The organism is Pedobacter nyackensis (genome assembly GCF_900176505.1).
GTDB lineage: Bacteria > Bacteroidota > Bacteroidia > Sphingobacteriales > Sphingobacteriaceae > Pedobacter > Pedobacter nyackensis.
On the sequence record NZ_FWYB01000012.1, the window covers coordinates 50423 to 63088 of the forward strand.

Sequence of the window (12666 nt, forward strand, 5' to 3'; positions counted from 1 at the left end):
AGGCAAACTGGAAGGACGCCATGAAGAGGCTTTGGAAATTGCACGTGAACTCAAAAAAGAAGGGCTGGCTATTGATTTCATTGCTAAAACCACCAAACTGTCTATCAAGGAAATTGAGGTTTTATAGTTTATAATAGAATATTCTAAACACCCATTGAACGAAAACAGGCTGCTTTTCTGTCTAAATCTTAATTTTTACATCCTTAAATAGGAAGAGATTGTCGCTTATCCTGAGGGCTTTCTTACTGGCGGTTGTGACATTCCTGAGAATAACCTCCCTGGTTTTAACATAGGGGAACTTTTCCTGGTAGGTGTTGTTTGTCATTTGCGGATTGAAATTGGCGAAAATAGTAGGACCCAGATAATTATCCGGATGTTTAGCATCGTCAATCCGAAGGTTTTCAATGGTGATCCGTTCTGGCATATAGCAGGTATAGCCGAAATTATGCTGACCTGAATAAGATCCGCTGATCAGGGAAGCAGCAACAGATTTGCCGCCTGCCGGCACAAAGACACAGTTACGGATCAGCAGTTCTCCTTGCCATGTACTGCCGTAGTCGGAGCGCAGGTTAACAAAACTCCGTCCGCGGACGGTGGAATTTTCGATGGTCAGGAGTCCGCTGCCAATGGCATTGATTCCCATGTGTCCGAGGGTCGAGTTGCGGATGGTGGCATTGGCAACCCCCTGGTGGGCATCAAACCGGGAGAGCGTACAATGATCATAAAGTAGATTTTTGCAAAAGTTTGAGCTCAAAATCCCCCAGTACTTGCTGTCGTCGATGTCATTGGTTTGGCTGCAATTCAGAAAAGATATGTTAACCGCGCGGTTGGCAGAAAGGTCGTACGTACCCAATGAGACAGGCTTACCCGCCCTGCCAGTGGTGGTATAGGTCTTGTGTCCGGTTAAGACGGTGTTTTTTACAGTTACATAGGCGCAGTTACCGATGTTGAGAAAGCCTCCATATGGCGCACCATGGTCCCCCTCACCCTTGATGTAGTGTTGCAACCCCTCAACCAGCACATGGGACCGTCTGATCGCGATGCCCCGGTTATAATAGATAGACTTTGATTCGGCTTGATTGGCAATTGTGGTGAAACGGCCTCCGCTGATCTTCAGCAGATTTTTATCGATGGGCAGCGCAGTAATTTCCGTAATCTGTTCAAAATCCCAGATGATTGGGGCGTTCATATCCACTTTGCCGTTTTTATCGACAATAAAGATGTCGGTTTGAGAAGAACCATCGTTTAGGTTTAGCCCAAACCGGATGTATTGTTTTACGTTGGAATTTGTTACCGTGATTAAACAGGGACCTGGTAATGACAGCTCGATTTTTTGCTGGTTCCGCTTAAGTGAGGATATCTTTTCCAGTTTAATGGGTTTCAAGCCTGAACTTACCGTGAAAACAGAAGCATTGCGGTTTTTTACTTCAGTATCATCGATAATGAAAACTGCCGTTCCGAAATCAGTGTCGGTTTGGATAACCGCTGTGCGCTCCTTCCCTCCAATATAGTAAGTGGCTCCAGCATCTGCTTTAACCAGAAGGCCGTGCAGGTTGGCAAATGCATGGGTTGCGGCGATCACATCTATGTCATCGGTGGTTCCATCACCTTTGGCACCCAGGTCACTGTAGCGAACCAACCCGGCAGCTTTAAACTTAAGTACATCTTTTGGCGATACATTGACAATCAATTCCTGCTTATCGTTGGTGTATACCTGGGTTTTCTGCTCTAGGGATGTGACCATTACATTATTTTCGAGCGGGGCTTTATGCTGTGCCTGGGTTGTCAATACACAGTTTAAGAAGAAAAACATCAGGAATATATACTTCATCATAAGAATTGGTTTGGTCGTTATGAGGTTAAGATATATAAAAACTGGATAGGATAGAAATAAAAAAAGGCCCGTAGTTGAAGACTGGACTGCTTCCTTATGGCTACTCCTAATATAATGGACATAAACCCATTCTATTTAGCTGCTTGTTTTTTGCTTAATTTAGGTTAAATTTTAATTCCTGATATAAAGGGATCAACAATATAACCCTAAATGAAAACTAAAACAGAATTACGGATGGTAAGAACCAATTGCCATAGCTTTATTTTATGCTTTTTACTGTTTATCAATGGAATTGCAAAAGGGCAGCAAGCGCAGCCAATAATCCGGTTCGGAGTTATTGCTGATATTCAATATGCAGAGAAGGAAGATCACGGAAGCCGGTTTTACAGGAACTCAATAGAGAAAATGGATAGCTGCATTATAGGCTTAAATAAAAAGAAATTAGCATTTAATGTGGTGTTTGGCGATCTGGTAGATCAAGGCCCCAAGGATCTTAAACCAATAATGGCTCACCTCAGAAAACTTAGAGCAGGGTATAAGAATGTGTTGGGCAATCATGACTATGTTGATGTGAAAGACAAAGAAATGCTATACAAACAGTTTGATATGCCTGCGCCACACTATGTTTTTGAAAAAGCCAATTGGATGTTTATCGTACTGAACACAAATGAAGTTTCTGAATATGGCGCAAATGAGAATTCACCATTTTTAAAAGAATGGAGAGATCTTTCAGCTACTTTAAAAAGGGAAGGTAGGAAGAACAGCCTTCCATGGAACGGAGGGATTAGTTCCATACAACTGAACTGGTTGGAGAACAATTTGAAAAGAGCTCAAAACAAACAGAAAAATGTGCTTGTTTTTACTCACCATCCTCTTTATCCCGAAAATGGTTACGAAGCACTTAACAATCGTGAAATACTGCGCGTATTGGAAATGTATCCTAATGTAAAAGGGGTAATTTCCGGGCATCATCATGAAGGTAATTTTGCCTATTATAATAAGATTCCTTCTATAGTTCTTGAAGGAATGGTAGAGACTTCAAAAGAGAACGCATATGGGGTGGTAGAACTTTATCCAAATAAGATTGTACTGATCGGTCATGGTAGAATGACATCAAGAACACTTGATTTTTAATTTCATTTCTGCGTTAACTATTTCAATATATCAACTGTATGGCCAAGTGCCTCACAGCTTGTTGGGCAAAATCATGGGCTTTTTAATGAAAATATATTAATTGCAGAAATAATATTGTTTATATCAAATTTACCTATTATCTTCACTGTTGCTGTAGACCAGAATAGAATAGACTTGTGCAATGTAGCAATTTGGGATGTTCCTAATGCCGCTTATGAATTAACTTTTGAAGAATTAGTTGCAATTGAATTACCTTTTCCTTTTGTAGCTTACAATGGAAAGGCAAGCTTATGGCGATGTCGGAAATTAATGTTCATTGCAGTAATAAATTAACCCTTTATTAAATATGAAACAAACAATTTTTTTATACGTCTTTACCTTCTTCTGTTGCAGTGTTTATGCTCAGAATACGGGGATAACTTTTAAGTCTTCAGATCCAGCATTAGAAACGGCATTTGTCAGGGCAAAAGAAATGGCGTTAAGCTATAAAGGAAAACCCGGAGATCCGGTGGGGCCATGGTATGAATCGGCATTGCCGCCACGCTCTGCGTTTTGCATGCGTGATGTATCACATCAGAGCATTGCTGGCGAGGTGTTGGGCCTCAATAAGGAGAACAAGAATATGTTTCGGATTTTTGTTAAAGGGATCTCTGCCTCAAAGGACTGGTGTTCTTTTTGGGAAATGAACCATCTGGGTAAACCAGCTGTGGAGGATTACCGAAATGACCAGGCATTTTGGTATAATTTAAATGCAAATTTCGACCTGCTAACTGCCTGCTGGAAAATGTATTTGTGGACTGGTGACGAAGAGTATATTAAGGGGGCTGATTTTGCCAACTTTCAGGAGAAGTCTGTAACCAGTTTTATTGACAGCTGGGTGTTACAGGCAGATTCGCTCCTGAGCAGACCGACTCATCCAAATGCGCCGGTCCCTTTTAATGTGAATGATAGTTTTCATAGGTGCCGGGGTTTACCTTCTTATTCAGAAGGGGTTCCTAATATTAAAATGGGAGTGGATTTGGTTGCAGCAATATACAGCGGTTTAACTTCATATGCTCATATATTGGACGTAAAAGGACAGTCTAAAAAGGCAAAATCGTACAGAGAAAAGGCTGCGACTTACCAGAAAAACATTGATGCTTTTTGGTGGAATAATGCTACTTCGCGCTATAATACTTTCTATTCCGATAACCACAAATTTGGTCTGGATGAAGGCGAAACATTTTTATTATGGTTTGATGCCTTGAAAGATGGGGAGAGAAAAGAAAAGACGATACAGCATTTGCTAGCCAACAAATGGAATGTTGAAAACTTGTCTTATTTTCCGTTGATTATGTATCAGAATGGACAAGCGGAAAGAGCCTATGATTATATGCTACATTTAACAGATGTTTCTACGAAAAGAAGAGCATACCCTGAAGTATCTTTTGGTGTGGTTAAGGGATTTGTAGAAGGGTTAATGGGACTGGAAGCCGATGCCAGATTTAATCGGATAGCTACTTTGTATCGCGGTAAAACAGAAAGTACCTCAGAGGTTAAGGATGTACCAGTGCTGAAAACGTTAATCACCATAAAGCATGAAGGGAATAAAAGATCCAGACTAATCAATAATGGAAATAAGAAAGTCCTTTGGCAGCCGAGGTTTATAGATAATCAAGGGAAACTGATTATTAAACCTGTAGTTTGGGTGCAGCCGAAAGCCTCAAAAGAAATCACTCGCGTATAATTTAGGCTTGGCAAATGTAGGTAACATCTTTCCAGTAAATAAGATTCTACTCCTTATTTCAAAGATGAAGAATGAAATACTCATATGTAAGTATTTTTAATAGTCGATTTCTGATTATTTTTTTTTTAAAAAAGTCCTTAATATTTTGTAATATTGTGTCAGTCAATATCATATAAACTAACCTCTCCAGTATGAAGAAATTCAAGAACAGTGCACTTGTTCGTAAAAAGCTGATTACCCAGGCTTTTAATCAGCTCTTATCTGATGATAAAAGTGTTCTCACTGAGCAGGCTTCGCAGGAAACTTCAGGAGGAGGCACGAAATAACAGCAAAATCAATTATCGCAACCAACTAATAAAAAAAACGCTTTTATGAATAAATTAATTACTTACCTCGAGGCTATAGCTGCAAGTAAAGTGAATGAGTTGTCGGATACTTACTATTTTCGCAAATTTGAGAGCGTAAATCGAAAAGAATACCAGCATTTTGTTCCGATCCTATGTGAATATATTACTTACGAAAGGAATTGCGTGGCTAGGTTTACAGCATATGATGCTTTGGCGATGATCCTTTTACCCGATTCGGGAAATGGGGTGATTGACTTTTTGATAGACAGACTGGCATCAGGATTAGATTATGAACTGGATATTCTTCGTATTATCAGTGAATTAAAAATTCCACAGGACACAAATCTTGAACCATTAGAGGAGATACTGCTTGGCAATAATGAGCGAAGTAAGAAATTGGTACGTATGGTTCTTAGCAGAGTTGAACAGGGAGAACTTTTAGAATGTATCCCCATACACTAAACTTTCTATAGAAGAAATCGAATCCCTATAAACCCCAGCTTTATAAATTTACTCATCTTCCCCCTGTTATCCAAAAAGTAAAAACGCGATGATTAGCGTAACAATGACATTAAAGCCTTGTGCAATTAAAAAGGCATAAAATGGCTTCTTACTGTTCCTACCAAACAAATCGGCAAAGTTGGTTTCCAGGCCGATGCTGGTAAATGCCAGTGCAAACCAAAGCCCCTGTAAATTCTTTAAGCTGCCTTTAATTTCCCCATTCACTGTTGCCGGAATAAAGAAAGAGAAAAGGAGCGAAGCCGCAATAAAACCAATTACAAATTTAGGGAAGCGCTCCCAGATCACCTTAAGCGTAGGCTTCGCTGCTTTGTCTTTTCCTGCCGGATGCTGTGTGTAGGTCCAGTAAACGGAGATCGCGAAGGCCGCAATTCCCAATAGTACATTCTGCGAAAACTTGACGATGGTGCTGATCTTTAAAGCTTCTTCGCCAACCAGACTGCCTGAGGCCACAACGGCTCCGGTGGTATCAATGCTGCCTCCCAGCCATGCGCCGGTAACGGTCTGCGGAAAATGAAAGTAAGCTGCAATATAAGGCATGAAGATCATCATCGGGATAGCCGTGATGAGCACCATCGAGATCACGTAGGACAGTTTTTTTGAATCACCCTTAATTGCCCCTGAAGTGGCAATTGCTGCCGATACCCCGCAAATGGAAACCGCACTGGAGATCATCATGGTCAACTCCTCATCTATCTTTAATTTTTTACACACCCAGAAAGCAAAATACCATACAGAAAGTACAACGGCCAGGGCCTGTATCAAACCCAGAGAACCAGCTTTTAATACGTCTGAGAAGATGACACCCGTACCCAGCAATACCAGTCCGATCTTCACAAACAACTCGGTTGATAAGGATGATTTGAACCATTCTGGTAAGCGGAAGAAATTGCTGATCGCCAATCCAATGGCTAGGCTAAAGATCACAGCTTCCAGGTTTAAGGCTTTGACCTGGCTATTGCCAGCCATGATGAGTGCGATGATGGTCAGCACATATACGGCAGGAAAAGTTAGTACCGCACTTTTTACTGATTTTCCGGTTAAAAAAGCCCCCAGTGCGGCAATGATGATAACAAAGATGAACTGTAGCCCGATATAGCCGAGGTTAGTTGGGGTGACTACTGTATTATAAAGATCGTCTGCATTTTCCCAGTTGAATTGGGGAACTGGTAATAGAAGTCCGGATAGTGATAAAATAATAGTGACTGCGCCGAGTATTACGACAACCCAGTCTTCATGAATGCTTAATTTATTGGTTGCTGACATTGATGTTTAGATGTGTGTGTTTAAATGTTAATGGAAAATATATCTTTTAGTGCACGTTTGGCAGCATGGTAACCACACATGCCGTGTACGCCTCCGCCCGGAGGCGTGGAAGAGGAGCAGAGATAAAGACCCTTTGCCGAGGTCCGATAGGGAGAGCTTCTTAAAGCTGGACGGGTAAAGATCTGCCCCAGGTCAATTACGCCGCCGTTTATGTCTCCACCTATATAATTTGGATTGTAGGCTTCGACCTGCGCAGTGTTCATGGTATGTTTGGCAAGGATCCTTTCCTTGAAACCCGGTGCAAAACGTTCTACCTGGTTTTCAATAGCCCCCGTCATGTCTTTTACAGATCCATTTGGCACATGGCAGTAGGCCCATGCGGTATGTTTTCCTTCGGGCGCCCTCGTGGAATCAAATAAACTTTGCTGGGCAAGCAATACAAAGGGTTTTTCTGCATGTTTGCCCTGCCAGCTCAGCTTCTCGGACAAGGTGATTTCTTGAATCGTATTGCCGATATGTACGATGCCCGCTTGTCTGGCCTGCGGCGCAGTAAATGGGATCGGGCCATCTAACGCCCAGTCGACCTTAAAAACCCCCATGCCATAGCGGTACCTTTCCAGCTGCCACTTGTAAATGGAAGAGAATTTATGACCGGCAATCTGTAGCAACTGTTTGGGTGTGATATCGAAAAATATGGTTTTGGAACTGGGCAGTTCATCCAAAGATTTGATAAAACGCCCTGTCTCAATTCTGCCGCCTATCGAAATAAAATAGGAAGACAAGGCATTGGCTATTTTCTTAGATCCGCCTGTAGGAATGGGCCAGCCCTTTAAATGTGCTGCTGCCATGAGCACCAGGCCAATTGCAGAAGTACTTAGATTAGATAAGGGCTGTATCGAATGGGCAGCCATCCCAGCCCATAGGCCTTTTGCTGCTTTTGTTTTAAAACGTTTGGCCAAAAAAGAAGCAGAAGTAAGCGCATTCAGCCCAAATTTAGCCATGGCAATGGGATGCTCAGGGAAGTGTAAAGGACCTAAAACATCGGATGCGATATTTGGCCAGTCCCTAACCAGCGGTTTCATCAGTTTGAGGTAAGCCCGCTCATCATCACCAAGTAAGCTTGCGGTTTCTTCCAGCGAGCTGCCCAGGACTGCCGCTGTCCCATCATCAAAAGGATGCGCTGCAGCCAGGTCCGGAAATTCATAGATTAAGCCATGGTCCTGAAGGGGAAGGGTATTAAAAAACGGAGAACCGATGGCAAGGGGATGAACGGCAGAACAAACATCGTGGATAAAACCCGGCAAGGTTAATTCGGCAGAGCGCAGCCCGCCACCAATCTCAGCCTTCCCTTCAATGATCAATACCGATAAACCCTGCTGCTGCAAGGCAATGGCGGCTGCCAGCCCATTAGGACCGGAACCTACAACTACTGCGTCAAAATCTGTTCTGTTCAATTTGATTGTTATTTAAATGGTTTGACATGCCCTGGCGTTGTGAAGATAGGGATATTTGGGTTAATGGATATTTTTTAGCAGAACGGTCTAAGACCACATAAATGGAGTCTTTAAATTCATTAAGACCTGAAAGGATGATCCGGTTTGCCGATGGTCTTGAATAATGTAACACCTGTTTCAGGTGACGGTTTGTTCTGCTTTTATTTTGCAGATACAACACGTGTTTAACGGTATCGGCCTTATAGTAGTACCAATGCCTTCCAGCCATCCCGCTGGATTCCCAGGTGATGTTTAAATCCCGTTGTGCAGGATCTTTCTTCCTGTGTTTCTTTTCGGGATCTCCGTAACGGCGGATATCTCCCTGCCAGTGAAAATGCCATTTTCCATCGTAGACTTCGGTTCTTCTCGGGTAACTTCCGGCAGCAAACATTTCAATGTCCTGCGGACGGTTGGCCAGCTTGATGCTGATGGACGACCAGTCTTCAAAGGTCACATCATGCCAGCGGATTGAATCCTGCTGAGAATAGGGAACTACCTTATTGTTCAGCTTAAATTCCGTCACTTCGTAAAAACCCGCTGAACCTTTCAGGCCCGGCGTGTTAGGGATTTTATAAAAGTCGTTGTGGGTGTAGCCGTAGACTTCCAAAATGAAGAACAGGACCACAAACACGAAGTTGAATGCATATTTAACAGCCAGCCGCGCATATTTTTGCCAGGCTATTTTAAACTTTGGATAATAATGCACAATCCGGGCATCCTGTTCCTTTACAATCAGGCTCCACACGCCGGGAACGTCATGCCAGAGGATAAACATAGAAAGCATGGCCATAGCTGCACTGGGTACCTGCTCGCCGATATCGTAAGCATGATTGGAAATGGCAATGTTACCAAATACAATCAGGGTAATAGCGGCACCAATGCCGGTTGTGCGCCTGAAAAGCAGTAAAAAGCCGCCGATAAATTCTGCGAAGCCCAGGAATACTTCATAGCGCGGCGCAACGCTAATGGCTTCCCAGTACAGTCTTTTGGCAAAGAAATCGATCAGCTCCGTATTCCACAATCCTTCGTATTCCCGGGGCATTTGCATCACAAACAGCTTTTTGTAGCCCCAGCCAATTCCTGCATAAGCAACACGGTACCTGGCGAATACCCTGACCCAATAATATAACAAATTGTACTGCGTACGCTGTTGATCCAGCGCGGTCCAGATGATGCCCCCAATGATGGCGATGAGCAGGATAAAGGGGAAGTTGATATAGCTGGCCGGGCCAAAAAAGCCGCTGGCTGAAAATATATTGATAAACTGGGGATTGAAAAAGGCGACAACCTCTGTCAGTTCCCTGTAGGTCAGATGCGCGTAGTCAAAATGATAGATCATCCTGTAAAACCCGGTATCCAGAGGGAAACAAAATAGGGTAACGAAAATGAACGCAATTCTGAACGCTATTTTCTGTGTTTCTGTCCAGCGCTCGTTATTGTAAATCCCGGCTGCTGCCTGCCTGGCTGCAGGCTGCCCACTTATGGGCCTGGCTGTTAATGTTTCTGTCGACATATCTTATTAATCTTAAAATCAATCAGGGCTGCACGATCACAGACTTTTCCCGGTTTTGATAGAGTGGATAAGTTTTATTTTTCCTGTTCAATACAATGTATATGCTGTCCTGATGTTCATTTTTGCCCCATAAAATGAGCTGGGACGCCGATGGACGTGAATAATGAAGGTCTAATTTCTGATGGGCATATACCTTGTTTTTATTTTGCAGATGCAGCACCTGGTTCACTGTGTCCGCTTCGTAATAAAAGTGCCTGCGGCCACCACCGGTACCCGCCGATTCGTAAGTCCGGTCTACATCCTTAAACTGCTTGCCACGCCCGGCCTCGCCATGGATCATGAAGGTATTAAACACCGAAAAGGATAAGGTTGACCATTTTTCGAAGGTAACATCCTGCCACCGTAAGGAATCGACCGGTGAATAAGGGATGACTTTATTGTTGATCCGGAACTCCGAAACATCATATAATCCTCTAGCATTCGTCAGTCCCGGACGGGAAGGCACTTTGTAAGAATCATGTTTGTAATTTTGCCAATGCAGGTAGGCGCTGGTCACAAAGAAAAATCCGAATACAAAGATCTTGAACGTGATACGGCCGTACTTCTGCCAGGGTTTACTAAATGAGGGATAGCTGATTCCGAGTTTAGCACTTTCTTCCTTTACAATTAGTTTCCAGACCGCAGGGATGTATCGCCACAATACAAAAGCACCGCCCAGCGCAAAGAAGGATGCCGCCAGATGGATGCCCCCGTCATAGGCATGGTTCGCAAAAGCGATGTTGCCGATCATGGCCAGCGATAGAGCCGCACCCAATGCCCTGGTCTGCCTGAAAAATAAAAAGCCCATAATGAGCAATTCTGCGAACCCGGCAAAAATTTCATAATCATGTACAAAACTGAACTGGATCCAGTAGAGTTTCTGGGCCACAAAATCGCCGAACGGGGTATTGAGCTGTGTGAGCGCCAGTTCGGGCATCTGGGTAGGGAAGACCTTTGAGAAGGTCAGCCCCTGCAGCTGTATGACCATCGAATAACTGACACCTGCGGCTAAAAAGTAATATAGGGTATCATAGTTTCTTCTCTTTCTGTCGAACAGTCCCCACAATGCCGCGCCGGCCAGTCCTATGACAAAAGCCAGTCCCCAGTTCACATAGCTGGCCAGTCCAAATTCACCGCTTTCGGGATAGATGGTCAGAAGACTTTGCTTTGATATCGGAATTCCACCGGTATCATTGGCACCCGGACGCTTACCAGCCACCTTAATCGGATTAAAGGAGGAGCCGCTAAGCCTGCCGATATCCCTGATGTGCAGATGCGCCCAGTCGGTGGTAAACCATTGCCGGTAATAGGCCGTGTTCAGGGGGACAATCAGCACAAAGAAAAAGATGAAAAATGTACGGAAAAAGTACTTTTCAACAGGCGTCCAGCTTTTTTCTGCAACGGACTGCTCCAACGTTATTGTAGCTTCGGATGTTGTTGTAGCTTCAGCGATCATCTTTTACAGTTTAATTGGTTTTCTGCGTCCTTCAAACAACAGGTATTTCTTCTGGATCTTCTCCAGAACGGCATAAACTGAGTCTTTCCTTTCGTTTATGCCCTCAACCACAATCGTAGAATCATTTAGGAACTGATACGCCAGAGTGTAGCGTTCTGCCGGGTAATTCTTGTTCTTATTTCGGAGCTCCAGCTGATGACGAACCGTGTCAGCCGTATAGGCGTAATAGCGACGGCCACCAATGCCTGCCGATTCATAGTTGCGGTCGATATCCTGCTGATGAAAGCCATCACCCGTAGAAAGATCCAGTTCAATTGGCTTCGCCGTCTTGATGCTGATGGTCGCCCATTTTTCAAAGACAACATTTTGCCAGCGGTTGGTATCGGTTTTGGAATAAGGGATGGTCTGGTTGTTTAACTTAAATTCCCGGACGTTATAATACCCATAACTACCTTTTATACCGGCCGTTTGTGGAATCTTATAGGGATTGGAGCTATAATTGGCATAAGTACTAACGCCTAAAGCCAGGATAAATAAAACCGCCAGGGCCTTAAGCGCTGATCTTACCTTCCCGAAGCTTTGGCTTAAAATAGGCTGGAATTTGTTGGCGATGGTATACTTCTGCAAGACCAGCAAATTGTATAGCCTGGGTAAATCATAGGCAAACAGTACTGCCGCTATTGTGGTCAGGTAAGCACTGTACACCTCCTGTCCCGCATCGTAAGCCAGATTTGCCACAAACACATTCCCTGTAAAGCCCAATATAATTCCCGAACCGAAAGTTGCGGTACGCCTGCACAGCAGCAGCCCCCCGGCCAGCACTTCAACCGCGCCGAGAAATACTTCATAAGGCTGCGTAATCCCTAAAGTATGGAAATAGATTTTCCAGGGAAGGAAGTCGCCGTAATTGGTATGCAGGTTACTGAGCGAAGGGTAGGGCATCTGCAGGGGAAAGAGTTTAATAAAACCGAAAGCAATGATGCCGATGGCCAGCCGGTACCGCAAGACGACACGCAGCCAATAGTACAACTTGTCGTAGTCTGTTTTTTCATCTTTAAAGATCAGCGGCCACGCGATTGTTCCAGCTCCCGCGATCAGAAAGGCAATCAACCAGTTGGCATAACTGGTTAATGAAAAGAACTGAGGGGAATAGGTGGTCAGCTTAAACAGGTCAAAAAAGGAAAAGTTGGACCAGTTGCTGAAAAGGTCGCGGTAAAACTTCCAGTCTAAGGGCACAACCTGGATAAAAAAGTAAAGAAAGAGCAAACGCAACAGTACCTTTTCGTAGTTTTTCCAGTTGGCAGGCCGTCCCGCAGTCGTATTAAATAAATGCATAGCT

10 protein-coding genes are annotated in these 12666 nt (G+C 43.7%); 4 read left to right on the forward strand and 6 right to left on the reverse strand.

Annotation, left to right across the window (positions count from 1 at the left end):
• Positions 1–181: 181 nt before the first annotated feature.
• Positions 182–1834 (reverse strand): hypothetical protein, encoded by a 1653-nt coding sequence (locus B9A18_RS18620; RefSeq protein ID WP_235005378.1) that lies wholly within the window; start codon positions 1832–1834, stop codon positions 182–184.
• Between the two features lie 210 nt (positions 1835–2044).
• On the opposite strand from B9A18_RS18620, the gene B9A18_RS18625 reads away from it, so the two are divergent.
• The 4 genes from B9A18_RS18625 (at position 2045) to B9A18_RS18640 (ending at position 5503) form a co-directional block, all read left to right on the forward strand.
• A complete protein-coding gene (locus B9A18_RS18625; RefSeq protein WP_235005379.1) occupies positions 2045–2968 on the forward strand; it encodes a metallophosphoesterase in 924 nt (307 codons plus the stop codon).
• 346 nt (positions 2969–3314) lie between these two features.
• Positions 3315–4694: a hypothetical protein gene (locus tag B9A18_RS18635; protein WP_084291056.1), complete on the forward strand. Its 1380-nt coding sequence runs from the start codon at positions 3315–3317 to the stop codon at positions 4692–4694.
• 191 nt (positions 4695–4885) lie between these two features.
• Positions 4886–5020, forward strand: coding sequence for a hypothetical protein (locus B9A18_RS25565; protein ID WP_262497676.1), 135 nt, complete (start codon positions 4886–4888; stop codon positions 5018–5020).
• 45 nt (positions 5021–5065) lie between these two features.
• Complete coding sequence (locus tag B9A18_RS18640; protein WP_084291057.1) at positions 5066–5503, forward strand: hypothetical protein; 438 nt, start codon at positions 5066–5068, stop codon at positions 5501–5503.
• 66 nt (positions 5504–5569) lie between these two features.
• Here the strand turns inward: B9A18_RS18640 and B9A18_RS18645 are convergent, their stop codons facing one another.
• The 5 genes from B9A18_RS18645 to B9A18_RS18665 are packed head-to-tail and all read right to left on the reverse strand — an operon-like array spanning position 5570 to position 12662.
• Positions 5570–6826 (reverse strand): YeiH family protein, encoded by a 1257-nt coding sequence (locus tag B9A18_RS18645; RefSeq protein WP_084291058.1) that lies wholly within the window; start codon positions 6824–6826, stop codon positions 5570–5572.
• 20 nt (positions 6827–6846) lie between these two features.
• Positions 6847–8280 (reverse strand): phytoene desaturase family protein, encoded by a 1434-nt coding sequence (locus B9A18_RS18650; protein WP_084291059.1) that lies wholly within the window; start codon positions 8278–8280, stop codon positions 6847–6849.
• Entirely contained in the window at positions 8261–9832 is a 1572-nt protein-coding gene (locus B9A18_RS18655) for a hypothetical protein (RefSeq protein ID WP_200816395.1), read from the reverse strand. The genes B9A18_RS18650 and B9A18_RS18655 overlap by 20 nt, the downstream gene beginning before the upstream one ends.
• Positions 9833–9854: 22 nt before the next feature.
• A complete protein-coding gene (locus tag B9A18_RS18660; RefSeq protein ID WP_084291060.1) occupies positions 9855–11327 on the reverse strand; it encodes a hypothetical protein in 1473 nt (490 codons plus the stop codon).
• 3 nt (positions 11328–11330) lie between these two features.
• Entirely contained in the window at positions 11331–12662 is a 1332-nt protein-coding gene (locus B9A18_RS18665; protein WP_084291061.1) for a hypothetical protein, read from the reverse strand.
• Positions 12663–12666: the final 4 nt, after the last annotated feature.

What these genes read in the sequence shown, in the direction of transcription:
- B9A18_RS18625 (WP_235005379.1), top strand. Translation starts at nt 2,045, where the DNA reads ATGAAAACTAAAACAGAATTACGGATGGTAAGAACCAATTGCCATAGC.
- B9A18_RS18660 (WP_084291060.1), bottom strand. Translation starts at nt 11,327, where the DNA reads ATGATCGCTGAAGCTACAACAACATCCGAAGCTACAATAACGTTGGAG.
- B9A18_RS18620 (WP_235005378.1), bottom strand. Translation starts at nt 1,834, where the DNA reads ATGATGAAGTATATATTCCTGATGTTTTTCTTCTTAAACTGTGTATTG.
- B9A18_RS18645 (WP_084291058.1), bottom strand. Translation starts at nt 6,826, where the DNA reads ATGTCAGCAACCAATAAATTAAGCATTCATGAAGACTGGGTTGTCGTA.
- B9A18_RS18665 (WP_084291061.1), bottom strand. Translation starts at nt 12,662, where the DNA reads ATGCATTTATTTAATACGACTGCGGGACGGCCTGCCAACTGGAAAAAC.
- B9A18_RS18635 (WP_084291056.1), top strand. Translation starts at nt 3,315, where the DNA reads ATGAAACAAACAATTTTTTTATACGTCTTTACCTTCTTCTGTTGCAGT.
- B9A18_RS18655 (WP_200816395.1), bottom strand. Translation starts at nt 9,832, where the DNA reads ATGTCGACAGAAACATTAACAGCCAGGCCCATAAGTGGGCAGCCTGCA.
- B9A18_RS18640 (WP_084291057.1), top strand. Translation starts at nt 5,066, where the DNA reads ATGAATAAATTAATTACTTACCTCGAGGCTATAGCTGCAAGTAAAGTG.
- B9A18_RS25565 (WP_262497676.1), top strand. Translation starts at nt 4,886, where the DNA reads ATGAAGAAATTCAAGAACAGTGCACTTGTTCGTAAAAAGCTGATTACC.